The sequence below is a fragment of the Amorphoplanes friuliensis DSM 7358 genome (assembly GCF_000494755.1).
GTDB lineage: Bacteria > Actinomycetota > Actinomycetes > Mycobacteriales > Micromonosporaceae > Actinoplanes > Actinoplanes friuliensis.
Map to the genome: position 1 here is coordinate 5,329,603 of NC_022657.1, position 14,233 is coordinate 5,343,835.

Below are 14,233 nucleotides of genomic sequence, written 5' to 3' on the forward strand. Positions count from 1 at the left end.
CACCAGGCCGGAGCCGGTTCGGCAGCACAGGGTGACGTGGCGTGTGTCTCCGGCCGGAAAAGTTTGTCGGCCGGTCGCGCTGGAGAAGCGGTCGCAGCGGTAGAAAGGACCTGATGACCGAGCTCAGCCCCCGCCGCCGCCAGGTGATCCTCGCGATCTGCTGCATGAGCCTGTTCATCGTCGGGCTCGACGTCACGATCGTGAACATCGCCCTGCCCTCCATGCGCACCGACCTGGACGCGTCGGTCTCCGGGCTGCAGTGGGTGCTCGACGCGTACACGCTGGTCCTGGCGAGCCTGCTCATCCTGTCCGGGTCGACCGCGGACCGGGTCGGCCGGCGCCGGACCTTCCAGACCGGGCTGGCGCTCTTCACGGCCGGATCGCTGCTGTGCAGCATCGCGCCCAGCCTCACCTGGCTGATCGTCTTCCGGATGGTGCAGGCCGTCGGCGGCTCGATGCTCAACCCGGTCGCTATGTCGATCATCACGAACACCTTCACCGAGCCCCGGGAACGCGCTCGGGCGATCGGCGTCTGGGGTGGTGTGGTCGGCCTCAGCATGGCCCTCGGGCCGGTCCTCGGCGGTGTCCTGGTCGCCTCGCTGGGCTGGCGGTCGATCTTCTGGATCAACGTGCCGGTCGGCCTGGCCGCGATCGTGCTGGCCGCCCTCTTCGTGCCCGAGTCCCGGGCCGGTCATCCGCGCCGCATCGACCCCGTGGGGCAGGTGCTGGTGCTGCTCGTGCTCGCCTCGGTCACGTACGGGATCATCGAGGGACCGGTCGCGGGCTGGGAGTCGCCGCTCATCATCGGCTGTTTTGCCGTCACGGTCCTGGCCCTGCTCACGCTGCTGAGCTACGAGCGACGGCGGGCCGAACCCCTGCTGGAGCTGCGGTTCTTCCGCAGCGTGCCGTTCTCCGGCGCGACCGTGATCGCCGTGTGCGCCTTCGGTGCGCTCGGCGGCTTCCTGTTCCTCAACACGCTCTACCTCCAGGACGTCCGCGACCTGTCCCCCCTGCACGCGGGTCTCTGGACCCTGCCGATGGCAGCGGCCACGGCGGTGGTCGCGCCGCTGTCGGGCCGGATCGTCGGAGCGCGCGGGCCGCGCCTGCCGCTGATCCTGGCCGGCACCGCCATCGCGCTGGCGATGCTGCCGCTGACCCAGCTGACCACGACCACCCCGGTGTGGCTGCTCTTCACGGCCTACCTGCTGTTCGGTTTCGGCTTCGGCATGGTCAACGCGCCGATCACCAACACCGCGGTCTCCGGCATGCCCCGCGCCCAGGCCGGCGTGGCGGCCGCCATCGCCTCGACCAGCCGTCAGGTCGGCGGCTCCCTGGGCGTCGCGGTCGTGGGCGCGGCGGTCGTCTCGGGCCTCGACGGCTCCGAGGCGTCCCACTTCGCCGCGGCCAGCCGGACCGGCTGGTGGATCCTCTTCGGCTGCGGCGTGGCGGTCCTCGTCCTCGGCCTGGTGACAACCGGTAGCCGGGCCCGCGCCACGGCCGTGACCGAAGTACCGTCGGTCGTCTGATGACCAGCGACCAGCCCGGCGTGACCGGGATCTTCGACGAGGCGGCCCCGGCCTACGACCGGGTGGGCGTCGACTTCTTCACGCCGATGGGCGCCGAGCTCGTGCGGCGAGCCGGGATCAGGCCCGGTGACAACGTTCTGGACGTCGGCTGCGGGCGCGGCGCCGTGCTCGTCCCCGCCGCGGCTGCCGCCGGTCCGGCGGGCCGGGTGATCGGGACCGATCTGGCGCCGGCCATGGTGGCGCTGACCGCCGAGGCGGTGGCGGACCTGCCGACCGTGAGCGTGCAGGCCGGTGACGCTCAGGCCCCGGACTTCCCCGCGGGATCGTTCGACGTCATCACGGCTGGGCTGGTGCTGTTCTTCCTCCCGGACCCGGCCGCCGCGCTGGCGGCCTACCGGGAGCTGCTGCGGCCGGGCGGGCGGCTGGCCTTCAGTTCGTTCGCCGCCTACGACCCGCTCTATCCCGAAGCGATGAAGGCTCTCGCCGCGCACGCCGTCGATGCGCCTCCGCCGAGGGACGCCGGCGGGATCTTCCGGTCCGAGGAGACCCTGCGCGCGGCTCTCACCGCTTGGGCGGAGGTCCAGGTCACCGAGTTCCGGCAGGTCAGCCGGTACGCCGGAGGGCAGCAGTGGTTCGACTGGGTCGACTCGCACGGCGGACGGCAGCTGACCCGGCTCATCCCGGCCGATCGCAGGGCCGCCGCGGCAGCCGACGCGGAGGCGGTGCTGGCGTCGACGCGTACCCCGGACGGTTCTCTGGAGCTGACGACCACGATCCGGATCGTCGTGGCGGGGCGGTGAGCGGGCCCGTCCTGATCGTGGTCAGTGGCGAGCCCGGCAGCGGGAAGACGACCCTGGCGCACGCGCTGGCCCGCGAGCTGGGCTGCCCGGCGATCTGCCGTGACGAGATCCGTGAGGGTGTGGTCCGCGCCGGTACGCCGGATCCGGGCATGCTGCACACCTTCGAGACGTTCTTCGAGGTCCTGACCGTGCTGGCGCGGGCCGGCGTCACCACGGTGGCGGAGGCCGCCTTCCAGGACAAGCTGTGGCGGCCGCGGCTCGAGACCCTGAGCGGCCTGATCGGCATCCGCGTGGTCCGGTGCACGGTACGGCCCGAGGTCTCGCGGGACCGGATCGTGCAGCGGATGGGGCACTCGGCGAACCGGGCGGCTCACGACGACGCCGGGCTGCTGCGCAAGCTCGAGGCGGGTGAGAACACCTGGCAGCCGATCACCCTGCCGGTGCCGGCGCTGACGGTCGACACCACTGACGGCTACTCCCCCGGGCTGGCGGAGATCGTCGCCTTCAGCAGCTGAGCAGGCCCGGGACGGCTTCGCCCCCGAACTGGGCGAGCAGGCGGTGGACGGGCGGGCGCGCCGCGGTGATGCGCAGGCGGCCACCGGCGCGTCGGCCGGCGTCCACGATCAGTTTGCCGGTGGCGGCGTCGGCGAAGCACAGCTCGCTCAGGTCGAGGGCCACGACCGGGCGGTCGGCGGGCTCGTCGATCGCGGCGCCCAGCATCGTCGCCAGGGCGTCGCGGTTGGAGACGTCGGCCTCGCCCGAGAGACGCAGGCCGGCTCTCGTGCGGATGATCCGCAGCAGCGGCTCGCGGGCCGACGAGCGTTCGCTGAGGGTGACCGGGTGCGCCCGGCAGAGCGTCGTGAGGGTGTCGCCGGTGAAGCGGCGGCGATCGTAGAGGCAGATGCCGAGCGCGTACCCGTCGGCGAGGATGTGGTTGACCTGCAGCTCGTACCAGCCGACGCGGTCGGCGCCCGGTGTTGTGCCGCCGGCCCAGGACATGTCGCCGAGGACACGCATGCCGGCGTAGCCCTCGCGGCGGGCCCGGCGGAACTCGTCCGGCCAGATCCTGCAGGTGGCCTCGGCGTCGAAGCTGCCGGAGACGAGGTAGGACGACGCTGCGGTCATGACCGTCAGCCGGCCCGCCCGCACCGCCGCGCTGGTCCTGATGCCGGCGTCCTCCAGCTCGGCGAGCGCGGCCGCGGGTTCGAGGTCCAGGGTGCACCAGAGGACCTTGTGCCGGTCCCGCAGCCCCGCGCGTACGCAGGCAGCGGTGATCCGGCGGCGCTCGGCATCGTCGGCGTAGGTCCAGCAGACATGATCGCCGGGGCGCAGCCGGCCGGCCATCGTGGCGTCCGCCATCAGGTCTTCCGTCCTCGTGTCGTGCCGTTCCTCAGTGCGCTTCGACGGCGTCAGATTACGGCTGACCTGCCTTGATCGGAGGCGAAGACACCCGAACGGGGTTGACACGGCGCCCTCCCGGCGTACTCTAAACCTACCGGTTGATAAACCAGCCGGTTTACAAGCCAGGTGGTTGAGCATGACGACAGCGGACCCGATCAGCGGCATCTTCGCCGCCCTCGCCGACCCGACCCGCCGGGCGATCGTCGCGCGGCTGGCCGAGGGTGAGGCCACGGTCAACGAGCTCGCGGCGCCGTTCCCGATCAGCATGCAGGCGATCTCGAAGCACCTGAACGTGCTGGAGAAGGCCGGTCTGATCGTGCGTACCCGCGAGGCCCAGTGGCGGCGGTGCCGGATCCAGCCGGAGCCGCTGCGCGACGTCGCGAGCTGGGTCGCGCAGTACCAGCGCCTCTGGGAGGAGCGCTACGACTCGCTCGGCACCTACCTGGACGACCTGCAGAAGGAGAAGCCGTGAAGACCATCGCCATGAGCACCCCCGCCCCGACCGAACTGGTCATGAGCCGTACCTTCGACGCGCCGAAGGCCCTGGTCTGGGCCGCGCACACCGAGGCCGAGCACCTGCGTCACTGGTGGGGCCGCGGCAACCCCCTCGACGTGACGATCGACTTCCGGGTCGGCGGCACGTGGCGGTTCGTCGAGACGGCCGGCGGCACGGACCACGCGTTCCGCGGCGAGTTCCGCGAGATCACCGCGCCCGACACGTTCACCTGGACCTTCGAGTACGAGCCGATGGCGGGTCACGTCGCCGTGGAGACGTACTCCTTCACCGAGGAGGACGGCAAGACGACGGTGACGAGCACAACGCAGTTCACGTCACAGAAGGACCGCGACGGCATGATCCAGTCCGGCATGGAGGCCGGTGCCGAGCAGAGTTACGCGGCACTGGACGCGTACCTGGTCAAGCTTGGTTGAGACGGGCGGAGAGGCCGCCGGGCCGGCGGCCTCTCACACGCCGGAGGGGTAGGTCTCCGGCTCGAGCGTCGCGACCGTGGACGTGTGCAGCGGGCGCAGCGCGTGTGTCTCGTCGAACCAGAAGAAGGCGTCGTACCGCTCACCGAGCACCGTCGGGACGTAGTTCCCCCAACGTTCGCGGTCGGGGCGGTAGACGACACCGATCGCCCGGTGCACCAGCTCGTCGGTCAGCAGGAACGGCTCGATCTCCGGGAAGACGAACAGTGCGGCGGGCGGGGCCGTCCGGTGCAGCACGTCCTCGAGCGAGTCCGGCTTGCCCGGCGGCACCTCCATCGTCTCCGTCGGTGCACCCCACGTGCCGCCCGCGGTCACCGTGCCGTGATGGGTGCCGAAGCCGGCCAGCAGCACGCGGTCGCGGCCGTACCGATCGCGGGCCAGTTCGCCCAGGGTGACCTCCCCGTGCCGCGCCTGGTCCGTCGCGCGGGCGTCACCGACGTGGGTGTTGTGGGCCCACACCACCGCCTTGGAGTCCGGGCCGTAGTGCGTCAGCAGCCGGTCCAGGGTCTCGTCCATGTGGCGGTCCCGGATGTTCCAGGACTTCGGGCCGCCGCGCACCATCGCGCGGTAGTAACGCTCGGCGCCCGCCACCACCTCGGCGTTCTGCCAGGTGGAGAACTCCCCCGCCTGTGCCACGGCCCGTTCCCGGAGCCCGACGAGCAGGTCCACGACCTCGTTCTCACAGCTCGCGTCGAGGAAGCGGGTGGCCCAGGCGTACGACTGCGGATCCTCGGCGAACGGCTCGAAACACCGGTACGCGGCGAGCGCCGCCCGCACCTGCCCCGGGTCGTGTTCCCGCAGGTGGGTGAGGATCTCGCGCATCGACTCCCACAACGAGTACACGTCCAGCCCGTGAAAGCCGACGGGCTGCGCGGCGCTCTCGTTGTGCGCCCGCAGCCAGTCGCAGAAGTCCACGACCTCCTCGTTGGCCCACATCCACGTCGGCCACCGGTCGTACGCCACCAGCGCCTCACGGGGATCACCGACCCCACCGCGGACGCTGGCGTCGACCCGTGCGCAGTCCGGCCAGTCGCCCTCGACGGCGACGAACGAGAAGCCGTGTTCCTCGATCAGCCGGCGTGTGACGGCGGCGCGCCAGGTGTAGAACTCGTGCGTACCGTGGCTGGCCTCGCCGAGGAGCACGACCCGCGCCGAGGCGGCGCGGTCGAGCAGCGCGCCGAGATCTCCGGGGTCGGTCAGTGGCGTGGCCAGGGCTGCCACCTCGTCGCCGTAACGGGCCATGGGGCGCGCATACCCGCGGCCGGGACGCTCATACGTCAGACCTCACCGGAGGGAACCAGCGATGCGCCGGGCCTCCGCCAGCGTCGCCGGACCCTCGAGGCGATAGGTCACGGTGCCGTCGGACCAGATCAGGGTCGGACCGGCCAATCGCGCGGTTTCGGTGCGCTCGGCGCCGTCACGGCCGACGTAGGTGACCGGATGCGGCTTCTTCAGCCAGATGCCGCCCGTGCCGATCTCCACCCACTCGGCGTCACCGGCCATCTTGAAGAACACCGGTGACGGCAGCCCGTCGAACTGGTCGAAACGCACGGCACCCCCGCGGAACACCATGGAGATCACCCGGGGCGCACCGGACGGATCGGCGTCGGCCACCGTCACCTGCGACGGTTCGCCGAGCTCCGCGGGCAGCCGCACCGGGAACAGTGCGGTGCGGCGGACCTCGTCGAGACCGGCGTTGCGGACCGACGGCAGCGGTGCCGGGGTGGCGGGCAGGCTGCCGGGGTCGCCGTCCTGGCGTACCTCGATCCCGGCGATCCGCAGCAGGCCACCGACCGCGTCGACCACGGCCGCCCGGGCCGGCGCGACCACCGCGACGGCACCGACCAGCGCCGCGACACCGGCCAGGATCCACCTGCGGACGCGGCGCGGTGCCGGGTCCGGCCGCGTGAGGCGGGCCCGCACGGCGTCCCGCTGATCCGAGGCCTCCGGTACGTCCAGACGGGCGCCGAGCGCGCGGAGTTCGGTGATCAGGGCGTCGTCGTCAGGCACCGTGCACCTCCTCCCGCATCCGGCTGCGCAGTTTGGTCAGGGCCCGTGAGGTCCGCGACTTCACGGTCCCCTTCGGCAGTCCCAGGGTCACAGCGGTCTCGGCCTCGGACAGGTCCAGCAGGAACCGGCAGACGAGCACCTCCCGGTCCCGGACGTCGAGCAGCCGCAATTGATCGACCAGGTGCTGCCGGCGCTCGTCCGCCAGCACCGTGTCGGCCGGATCCGGCGCCACGGGATCCGGCTGCTCCCCCGCGGCAGCCCGCAGCACGAGCCCGTCGCGGCGCTTCCGGGACCGGTGCAGGTTGCGGGTCTCGTTCGCGACGATCGCCAGCAGCCACGGCCGGAAACCGGACTCGCCGCGGTACCGCCCGAGCTGCCGGTACGCCTTCACGAACGCCTCCTGCACCACGTCGTCGGCGTCCGCACCGGCCCCGAGCAGCGTCGCCGCCCGATGCGCGGGCACGGTGTACCGCGCGACCAGGACCTCGTACGCGTCCAGATCACCGTCGCGGGCCCGCGTGACCGCCGCCGCATCCTCCACCCGGTTCTCCACCTCCGCCCTGATGACACCGCGAGCCGCCGGCGGGTTCCCGGGAACCCGATCGAGTTCTGCGGTGTCGACAGTGCATGACGACCCGGCGGAACCTGTTCATCATCGCGGGCGGCGTTGCCCTGGCGGGCGGCTGCCGCAAGGAGACACCCGCGGCTGTGGCCGTACCGGACGTGGTGGTGACCGAGGGACGGCAGGGCCTTGTTGTCCTCGGCGGTCCCCACCCGCGCGGTCTCGGCCCGGACTCGGTGCTCAGCCCGGACGGCACCATCGCGTACGCGGTGACCCGCACCGACGCCGGTGCGTCGGTCCTGGCCCGGCTCACCCCCGCCCGGGGTGAGCCGGCCGGGACCATGATCGTCGAGGCCGGGTGGATCCCCCGGGTCATCTCCAGCACCGGCAGCTTCTGCGCCCTGACCCGGACACCACCCTCGGCCCGTCCGGCACCCCGGGCCCGCACGCCGCTGCTGGTCACCTCCGACGGCCGGAAACGCGAGTACACCCTGACCGGCGTGGTCGAACCGGACGCGTTCACGACGGACGGCTCCGGGCTGTTCGTGCTCGAGTGGCTGCCCGCCTCGGCCCCCGACCGTTACCGGGTGCGCCTGCTCGACCTGACAACCGGCGAGGTACGCCCGCTCAACACGCGCGACAAGACACCCGTCCCGCCGGGCGCCGAGGAGGAGATGCGCGGCGACGGTCGCCAGGCGGTCCCCTCCCCCGCCGGCGACATCCTCTACACGCTCTACACCCACCAGCCCGGGCACCAGCACACCCGCGACCTGCTCTCGGGCCGCCCGGGCAACGCCCACGCGTTCGTGCACGTGCTGCACCTGGCGCAGGGCTGGGCGTACTGCCTGGACCTGCCGCACCCGTTCGGCGAGGGCCCGGCCGACCGGCACGCCCTGGCCGTCAGCACGGACGGCCGGCGGCTCGCGGTGGCCGACCTGACTTCGGGTGCGCTGGCCTACGCCGACACAGAGGCACTCACGATCGAGCGGGTGGCCACCGTACCGACGGGGGACGGCGCCGCGAGCATCACCTTCACCAGGAACGGAGACCGGGTCCTCGTCGGCTCCGGCACCACGGTGACCGTGCTCGACCGCGCCGCCGGCACGGTGGCCGCCCGCTGGCCCGTCCCCGCCGCCGTCCGCGGCCTGGCCCTCAACCCCACCGGCACCCGCCTGTACGCCGGCGGCACGAACGAGGTGGTCTGGCTCGACGCCGCCTCAGGCCGGCTCGGCGGCCGCGCACCGGTCGACGGCCTGACCGCCGTCCGTCACGTCACCTGACCCAGAATCAGCTCCACGGTCTCGTCCGGCGTCTGCTCCGACGTGTCGATCCAGTGCCCGAGCCGCGGAGTGTCCTCCCGCAGCGACCGGTCGAGACTCGCCACCGGCCAGGCGTCGCTGTAACCGGTCTTGCCCCGGTCCGCCTCCCGCTGCTCGACGACCTCGGCCCGCGGCGCCAGCACGATCAGGTGCCGCGGCCGTGTCTCGACCAGCTCGAGGTAGGAGGCGAGGTCCTCCCCGAGAATCACATCCTGGACTATCGCGGTGAAGCCGGCCCGAGCGTAGGCATCCGCTGTGGCCGCGGAGAGCCGGTAGCGCAGCCACAGCTGATCGACGGCCTCCCGTCCGCCGCCCGGCTCTTCGCGCCCCGACACGATCATCCGGCGGAAGACGTCGCCGCGGACGTGGGCACTGCGCGGGAGTCGCTCGGCCAGCCGCTGCGCCACCGTGGACTTCCCGGCGGCCATGACGCCCGTGATGACAATGACCGTCACGCCGCGGCGTATTCACTGACGACGGTCTGGAACCACTCCCGCGTACGCCACAACTGCCCGGCCACGGCATCGAAGGCCTCCGCATCCCGCGGCAGGTCGTCACGCCAGAGCCCGCGCAGCATCGACTGAGCGATCGCCAGCTGCGTCGCAGCCGCCTCGACCGACGCGGTGAGCCCGTCGTGACCGTCCACAGCCGCGCGCGCAGCAGCGAGCGCATCACCCGGCCGGCCGAAAGCAGCAGCTGGGCCCGCACCGATGTGGGCGAGCAGGAACTCGAGGTCCGTGGCCGCAACGGTCATCCGCCCGATCGCGGCCAGCGTCGTCTCCGAAAGGGTCCGCACCCGGACAGAATGCCACGCTCACGCGAACCCATGACCAGGGTCAGGCCTGGAAGACGACCTCGGGGTTCTCGGGGGACGGGCCGGCGAGGAGGGTGCCGCGGTGGCGGAGGTGGCGGTCCATGAAGGCCGCCACGTACGTGCGGGTGAGGTCGGCGCAGCGGTCGCCGCTCAGGGGCTGGACCGGGAGGCCGGCCTGTTCACCGATGGTGGCGTAGTCCGTGAAGGAGGCGTGGGTGGTGCCGGTGACGGTGAGCCAGCGGCGCCAGCCGGTCAGGTGCTGCCAGGTGGTGTCCCACGTGGGGTCCGCGCCGGGCCGGCCGTGGACCTCGGCGCCGAGCATGAGGAACGGGCGGTGCAGGGGGCGGGCCAGTGGCGGGGCGAAGGTCCCGTCCATGTTGATGCCGGCGTCGATACGGCGGTCGCGGAGCATGGTTTCGGCCGCGCTGGTGCCGCCGATGGAGTGGCCGGCCATGGCGATGCGGGTGGCGTCGACGCGGATGCCGGACGGCAGGCGGTGGCGGGTCAGCTCGTCGAGGACGAAGGACGTGTCCGCGGCCCGGCCGCTGGTGATCTGGGCCGACAGCACCGGGTTCGGTTTGCTCAGGGTGCAGACCAGGCAGGTGGTGATGCGGCCGTCCGGGAAGGTGATCGCGGCGGCTTCGTAGGTGTGGTCGATGCCGGCGACGACGTAACCCCGGCTCGCGAGATCCTCGGCGAGTGCCGTCAAGGACGTGCGGGGGTAGGAGAAGCCGGGTGAGAGGACCACGAGCGGGCGGGACGGTCCCGGCAGTGCCCTGATTCCGGTACGCGCAAAGGTGCGTACCGTGCTCAGCGCTTCCGGGGGGACGGTCGTGGCCCGGAGCTGCTCGAGGATCAGGCGGGACTCTGCGGGGGTGGTGTACGGGTCGGCGGCACCGCCACGGCCCGTCGCCGGGAACCAGAGCGAGACCATGAGCTCGCGGCGACGCTCGGGCACCCAGGGGTCGGCGCGGTCCTGGTCGACCAGGTGCAGGTCGGTGACGCCCACCCGGTACGCGCCGGTGGGTGCGGGTAGGGCCAAGCCGGTCGCACGGGCCTGGGACGGAGCCGCGAGGGCGAGACCCGCGGTCATTGCGGCCGCTGTCAGCAGAGCCAGTGTTCTCATGGTTTCGAGCGTGGCCTCGAAGGACCGGAGATCACATCCGGGACATCACCCCGGGGGTCTGTCAGGGTGGGGGCATGACGCTCTACGAGGCTGCCGGTGGTGCGCCGGCGATGCGGGCGCTGGCTGCCGATTTTCATGCTCGGTGCCTGGCGGATCCGGTGCTCGAGCATCCGTTCTCGCACACCGGCAACCCCGAGCACGTGCAGCGGCTCGCGGACTACTGGGGTGAGGTCTTCGGGGGGCCGCCGGTCTACTCGGCGTCGTTCGGTGGGCATTCGGCGATGCTGCATCTGCATGCCGGGCAGGGTGCGCAGGGTGATCTGGGCGACCGGTTCGTGGCGTGTTTTGTGTCCGCGATGGACGGCGCGCAGCTGCCGGAGGTTCCGGAGGTGCGCGCCGCCCTGCGGGATTACATGCGGTGGGCGACCGACGAGGTCATGGGCCTGTCGCCGGCTGGTTCCGTGGTCACGGCGGGTCTGCCGATGCCGCGGTGGGACTTCGACGGGTTATGTCGATGAGCAGGTGATCGTGGGTGTCGACGCCGGGCCGGAGCCGACGAAGCCGAACGTCGCTGTCGCCCCGGCCGGCAGAGAGCCATTGTGGGCGGCGTTGCGGACGGTGACGGCTGATCCGCTCGTGCTGAGGACGCCGTTCCACAGGGAGGACACCGAGGTGCCCGAGGGGTAGGTCCAGGTCACGGTCCACGTGCGGCCCGCGGTCGTACCCGTGTTCTTGATCGTGACTTCGCCCTGGAAGCCGCCGTTCCAGGTGCCGGTCTGCGTGTAGGTCGCCGAGCAGGCACCGGTCGCCGGTGGGGTGGAGGTGGGAGGAGTCGACACGGGCGGGGTGGACGGGTCGGCACCGCCGCCGTAGCGGGCCGCCAGGCTGATGCCCGTGGTGCTGCCGGCGCCGCCGAGGGGGACCTGGTGGTCGAGGCTGACGAACTTGCCGGCGTACTGCCAGAGGGCGGGCTTGAGCAGGGCGTACTTCTGCTCGTCCCAGGTCTTCCAGTCGTCGAGGAGCAGACCGCCGGTGTCGCCGGAGTTGGGGTTGAGCACCCAGAAGGTCTGGTGCAGGTGCTTCTCGACGATCAGGTCACGCAGGGCCGTCATCCAGCGGTCCTGGCGGGCGTCCTGGCCGAGCCGGCCACCCCACTCGCCGACGAGCAGGGGCGCGGTGCCGGAGTCGTGGACGTAGAGCCAGTTCGGGGTCCACACGTCGGCGGTCAACGTGGCCTTGTCGAACGGCTTCTGGAACCACGGCTGCTCGTAGACCAGCGGGCCGTAGTCGTGCGGGGAGTAGACGAGCTGGTCCTGGTTGGCGCCGAGATCGACCGGGTGGTCGCGGACGCCGCGCAGGTTGCCGCCCCACCAGACGTTGTCGTAGGCCTTCTCGTCGGTCGACGACCAGGTGACGCCGTCCTTGGGGTAGATCTCGATGCCCTCGCACAGGATCAGCACGTTCGGGTTGATGGCGAGGATGCGCCGGCCCGCGACCTGGCAGGTGTTCTTGAAGTTGTCGACGTCGGTGGAGGAGTCCCACTTGGCCCGCGGGCTCTCGCTCTGCTTGCCGTGGGGCTCGTTCTTGACGTCCATCGCGACCAACGTGTCGTTGGTCTTGTACCGCGTCGCGACCCACTCCCACGCCTGGTAGAACAGCTCGGGCGTGACCGTGCCCTTGTACCAGACCGGGTAGACGTGGCCGGAGTTGTCGGCCTCGGCACTGTGGACGTCGAGGAGGACCTTCATCCCGTACCGCTCACACAGGGCGAGGAACGTGTCGAAGACCTCGAGGCTGGTCTTGCCGACCAGCTCGGGATTGGCGTAGGTGTTGACGCCGGACGGGACGGTGGCCTGCCCCGCCTTCCACTCCAGCAGCAACTGGGTGGAGATCGGCACGCGGACGAGGTTGATGCCGCGGTCGGCCATCGACTTGGTGACCTCGGTGAGGTTGGCCGACCAGAGGCCGTGGAAGACACGTTCGCCGGCGTTGAAGCCGAACCAGTTGGTGCCGGTGAGCCAGACCGGGTCGCCGGCCTCGTCGACGATCTGGTTGCCCTGAACGTGCAGCCAGTCCTTGGCCGGGACGGCGGCCTGGGCTGCTTGCGAGGTGCCGGACGTGGCGAGCCACAGCAGTGGCGCGGCGAGGACCGCCGCGGCCACCGCGGCGAGCCGCCGTTTGTTTCGGGTCGAGAACATGCGTTGTTCCTCCGGTGGGGGACGACGAGCGTGGGAGCGCTCCCAAGCAGCATGTGACATCGACCTCGGCAAATCCAGTCTTTTCGAGAACTACGCCTCGAGGACGCGCTTCAGCGTCGCCAGGTCCGCCGTGATCGCGTCCGCGTCGGCCTGGAAAGCTTCGTCGCTGTGACCCAGGCGGCGCAGGGTGAAGACCACATCGCACGCGTCGCCGTCGGCCAGCACGCGGACCGGATTGGTGACGACGTCGCCCGACGGCAGGGTGACGTCGTGGTCGAGCACGCCGAAGGTGTTCGCCGCTACGAAGGCGACCTCGACCTTGCCCATCGGCGAGTCGGCCAGCCACTTGCCGCCCGTGTGCTCGATCGAACCGCCGAGCCCTGCCGCCCACTCGGGCAGATTCGCCGGGTCGGCGGCGTACTCGTACACGTCCTGGGCGGGTCGCTCGATGTGCACGGTGAGATGACGAATGGTGTCCATGAGCACCACCGTAGGCAGACCACCGGCCGCCGTCTTGAACAAATCGGCCGTTCAGAGCAGGGCGAGCGTCGGCTCCAGCTGCGAGTGCAGCGGCGCGGGCAGTGCGCCGGGCCGGAACCACCCCAGCTCGTCGAACTTGTGCGGCTCCCCGATCTTGACGGCGGCCGGGTCCACGCGGACGGAGAAGACCACGGCCACCCAGTGCGACGGCGGCTCGGCGCGGACGACGTTCCGGACGCCCAGCATGGTGATCTCGAGCGGGGTGGCCGAATATTCCTCGGTGACCTCGCGGGTGACGGCGGCGTCGAAGGTCTCCCCGAACTCGAGCGCACCGGCGCCGGTGTCCCAGGTGCCGGGCTCGTCGCGGGCCCCGGCGGACCGTCGCGCCAGCAGCAGGTTGCCGTCGCCGTCGTGGCAGATGAAAACGCAGGAAACGCGCGGTTCTGTCGTCACGACGAATCATTCTGCCCGACGCGTGCCCGCGAGGCCGCGAGGAAGTCGGGCCCCGACGTGGTCAGGGCGTTCGCGGTGACCGTGAGGCGCAGCCGGCCGTTGCGGCGGCGCACGACCGGCCGGCGTCCCGTGCGGTGCAGGGTCCGCAGCATCGACGCGTTCTCGATCGGGACGTGCACGACCAGCGTTGTCATGGGCCAGGGCCACCGTGTCCGGAACTCCGCGTCCGCCGCCCACGGCACGAACGTGCCGTCGCGGCGCACTTCGGCGAACTCCACCCCGTCCTCGGTGACCCGCAGCATCGGCGGGTGGAGCCGGCTGAGCACCAGCGAAGCCAGACCGAAGACGACGGTGTAGAGCACAACGAAGTTCAGGACGCCCCAGAAGTTCGGCGCACGCCACTCACCCAGCCGTGCGGAGGTCACCAGCGTCAGCACCACTGAGCCGATCAGAGCGCCGAGGAGGCCGATCGTGGCCGCCACCGCCAGATAGCGCCGGCTTGACCAGCGGTACTCGGTGGGGGTCACGCGCTGATCATGGCATGGTGGGTCACCCCG

18 protein-coding genes are annotated in these 14,233 nt (G+C 71.5%); 7 read left to right on the plus strand and 11 right to left on the minus strand.

Annotated features, from left to right (window positions below):
- Positions 1-113: 113 nt before the first annotated feature.
- The 3 genes from AFR_RS24815 to AFR_RS24825 are packed head-to-tail and all read left to right on the plus strand — an operon-like array spanning position 114 to position 2,841.
- A complete protein-coding gene (locus AFR_RS24815) occupies positions 114-1,526 on the plus strand; it encodes an MFS transporter (RefSeq protein WP_023363790.1) in 1,413 nt (470 codons plus the stop codon).
- On the plus strand, positions 1,526-2,326 hold the full coding sequence (locus AFR_RS24820; RefSeq protein ID WP_023363791.1) for a class I SAM-dependent methyltransferase: 801 nt from the start codon (positions 1,526-1,528) through the stop codon (positions 2,324-2,326). The genes AFR_RS24815 and AFR_RS24820 overlap by 1 nt, the downstream gene beginning before the upstream one ends.
- A complete protein-coding gene (locus tag AFR_RS24825; RefSeq protein ID WP_023363792.1) occupies positions 2,323-2,841 on the plus strand; it encodes a P-loop nucleotide/nucleoside kinase family protein in 519 nt (172 codons plus the stop codon). The genes AFR_RS24820 and AFR_RS24825 overlap by 4 nt, the downstream gene beginning before the upstream one ends.
- Here the strand turns inward: AFR_RS24825 and AFR_RS24830 are convergent.
- Positions 2,831-3,685, minus strand: a complete 855-nt coding sequence (locus tag AFR_RS24830) for an MEDS domain-containing protein (RefSeq protein ID WP_023363793.1) — start codon at positions 3,683-3,685, stop codon at positions 2,831-2,833. The genes AFR_RS24825 and AFR_RS24830 overlap by 11 nt on opposite strands.
- A 178-nt stretch (positions 3,686-3,863) precedes the next feature.
- On the opposite strand from AFR_RS24830, the gene AFR_RS24835 reads away from it, so the two are divergent.
- On the plus strand, positions 3,864-4,199 hold the full coding sequence (locus tag AFR_RS24835) for an ArsR/SmtB family transcription factor (protein WP_023363794.1): 336 nt from the start codon (positions 3,864-3,866) through the stop codon (positions 4,197-4,199).
- Positions 4,196-4,657: an SRPBCC family protein gene (locus tag AFR_RS24840; protein ID WP_023363795.1), complete on the plus strand. Its 462-nt coding sequence runs from the start codon at positions 4,196-4,198 to the stop codon at positions 4,655-4,657. The genes AFR_RS24835 and AFR_RS24840 overlap by 4 nt, the downstream gene beginning before the upstream one ends.
- Positions 4,658-4,690: 33 nt before the next feature.
- On the opposite strand, the gene AFR_RS24845 is transcribed toward AFR_RS24840, so the two are convergent.
- Genes AFR_RS24845 through AFR_RS24855 form a run of 3 tightly spaced genes read right to left on the minus strand, consistent with a single transcriptional unit; the run spans position 4,691 to position 7,277 of the window.
- Complete coding sequence (locus AFR_RS24845; protein WP_023363796.1) at positions 4,691-5,956, minus strand: erythromycin esterase family protein; 1,266 nt, start codon at positions 5,954-5,956, stop codon at positions 4,691-4,693.
- Between the two features lie 42 nt (positions 5,957-5,998).
- Entirely contained in the window at positions 5,999-6,724 is a 726-nt protein-coding gene (locus tag AFR_RS24850; protein ID WP_023363797.1) for a hypothetical protein, read from the minus strand.
- Positions 6,717-7,277 carry an RNA polymerase sigma factor gene (locus AFR_RS24855; protein ID WP_023363798.1) on the minus strand — a complete coding sequence of 187 codons (561 nt, stop codon included), beginning with the start codon at positions 7,275-7,277 and terminating at the stop codon, positions 6,717-6,719. Before AFR_RS24855 ends, AFR_RS24850 begins: the two co-directional genes overlap by 8 nt.
- 74 nt (positions 7,278-7,351) lie before the next feature.
- Here AFR_RS24855 and AFR_RS24860 point away from each other — a divergent pair, with 74 nt between their 5' ends.
- Entirely contained in the window at positions 7,352-8,566 is a 1,215-nt protein-coding gene (locus AFR_RS24860) for a YncE family protein (protein ID WP_023363799.1), read from the plus strand.
- Here the strand turns inward: AFR_RS24860 and AFR_RS24865 are convergent.
- From AFR_RS24865 to AFR_RS24875, 3 genes are read right to left on the minus strand one after another with little or no spacing between them, the layout of a single operon-like run.
- Positions 8,554-9,060 (minus strand): AAA family ATPase, encoded by a 507-nt coding sequence (locus tag AFR_RS24865; RefSeq protein ID WP_023363800.1) that lies wholly within the window; start codon positions 9,058-9,060, stop codon positions 8,554-8,556. The genes AFR_RS24860 and AFR_RS24865 overlap by 13 nt on opposite strands.
- Positions 9,057-9,401 carry a hypothetical protein gene (locus tag AFR_RS24870; protein ID WP_023363801.1) on the minus strand — a complete coding sequence of 115 codons (345 nt, stop codon included), beginning with the start codon at positions 9,399-9,401 and terminating at the stop codon, positions 9,057-9,059. Before AFR_RS24870 ends, AFR_RS24865 begins: the two co-directional genes overlap by 4 nt.
- Positions 9,402-9,441: 40 nt before the next feature.
- Entirely contained in the window at positions 9,442-10,545 is a 1,104-nt protein-coding gene (locus tag AFR_RS24875; protein ID WP_041841101.1) for an alpha/beta hydrolase family protein, read from the minus strand.
- A gap of 74 nt (positions 10,546-10,619) precedes the next feature.
- Between AFR_RS24875 and AFR_RS24880 the strand changes: the two genes are divergently transcribed.
- On the plus strand, positions 10,620-11,063 hold the full coding sequence (locus AFR_RS24880) for a group II truncated hemoglobin (protein ID WP_023363803.1): 444 nt from the start codon (positions 10,620-10,622) through the stop codon (positions 11,061-11,063).
- Here the strand turns inward: AFR_RS24880 and AFR_RS24885 are convergent.
- From AFR_RS24885 to AFR_RS24900, 4 genes are all read right to left on the minus strand, one after another.
- The gene (locus tag AFR_RS24885; RefSeq protein WP_023363804.1) at positions 11,052-12,743 is read right to left on the minus strand and encodes a cellulase family glycosylhydrolase; all 1,692 of its coding nucleotides are present in this window, start codon (positions 12,741-12,743) and stop codon (positions 11,052-11,054) included. The genes AFR_RS24880 and AFR_RS24885 overlap by 12 nt on opposite strands.
- A 90-nt stretch (positions 12,744-12,833) precedes the next feature.
- Positions 12,834-13,223 carry an SRPBCC family protein gene (locus AFR_RS24890; protein ID WP_041842668.1) on the minus strand — a complete coding sequence of 130 codons (390 nt, stop codon included), beginning with the start codon at positions 13,221-13,223 and terminating at the stop codon, positions 12,834-12,836.
- A gap of 51 nt (positions 13,224-13,274) precedes the next feature.
- Positions 13,275-13,676 (minus strand): NUDIX domain-containing protein, encoded by a 402-nt coding sequence (locus tag AFR_RS24895; RefSeq protein WP_023363806.1) that lies wholly within the window; start codon positions 13,674-13,676, stop codon positions 13,275-13,277.
- Positions 13,673-14,203: a hypothetical protein gene (locus AFR_RS24900; RefSeq protein WP_023363807.1), complete on the minus strand. Its 531-nt coding sequence runs from the start codon at positions 14,201-14,203 to the stop codon at positions 13,673-13,675. The genes AFR_RS24895 and AFR_RS24900 overlap by 4 nt, the downstream gene beginning before the upstream one ends.
- Positions 14,204-14,233: the final 30 nt, after the last annotated feature.